Annotated in this window: 1 pseudogene; it reads left to right on the top strand. The window is 66.3% G+C overall.

The annotated features are described in order from the left end of the window. Positions 1-65: 65 nt before the first annotated feature. Positions 66-1030 (top strand): annotated as a pseudogene (locus tag JHD73_RS27850) (signal peptidase); the annotation flags it as partial.

The following is a 1030-nucleotide window of genomic DNA, read 5'->3' on the forward strand; positions in this document are numbered from 1 at the left end:
GGACAACACCGTGCGCGTTGATCTGACCGGAGCTGCTGCGCAAACCGTGACCTACCAACGTGTCGATGTGGTCTGCTGACCTGACCCCGCGTGAACGGCTGCTGCCGGCCTGGCTGATCGGTACGCTTGGCGCGCTGATCGGGCTGGCGCTCGCCTTGATGTTCCCGCGCGAGCGCCTGGAGGCGCGTCTGCTCGAAGGCGGCAAGGTCGATGCGCTGTCGGTGGCCTATCTGGAAGCCTGGCTGCGCGTGCGCCCGAACGATGGGGAATTCCTCAGCGTGCTGGCCGCCCAGTACGTGCGCACCGGCCGGCTGGAAGAGGCCGAAGCCATGGTCGCCCGCATGCGTGCGCTGCATGACAAGTCGCTCGACCGTGAAGCGTTGCTGCTCGATATCGCCATCCGCGAGCAACGCGCCTATGCATTGCAACCGAATGATCCGCAGCGTGCGGCCATGCTGGTCGACCTGCGTGGTCTGCTCAAGCAAGCCCTGGACTACCGGTGGACGGCGCCTGAGCTGGAGATTCTTGCGGCCAAATCTCGCGGGCTGGATCAGGGTGCGATTGCCATGCAGTTCTACCAGCGCCTGGCCAAGCAGGACGTGGCTCGCGCCGCGCAGTGGCAGGCGCGTACTGCCGAGATCGCGTTGGGCACGGGTGAATACCGCGCCGCCGCCGCCGCCAACTTTGCCGCCCAGGACACCGCCAAGTCGCTCGATGAGCAGCGCCGCTACTTCATCGCTGGCCTGAAGGCATTGCAGGGCGGCAATCTGCTCGACGATGCCATGACCGAGGCGCAGCGCCGCGTCGGCCCGTTGATCGACGACACCGAAACGCTGCGCTTCCTCACGCGTCTGGCCATGGCGTGCAACCGGCCGGATCTGGCAGATCAATATGCACGGCGTTTGCTGCGTCTGTCGTGGCGTCAGACCGGAGAGGGCATTGCGCTGGCGTCAGGCGTTGCGCACCACGACTGGGCATTCGCTGGCCGGCCCGAACCGCTGCCGAGCCCGACGGATGTGGTGTTCATGGA

The organism is Ralstonia sp. ASV6 (assembly GCF_016429285.1).
In the GTDB taxonomy this organism is placed as follows: Bacteria; Pseudomonadota; Gammaproteobacteria; order Burkholderiales; family Burkholderiaceae; genus Ralstonia; species Ralstonia flaminis.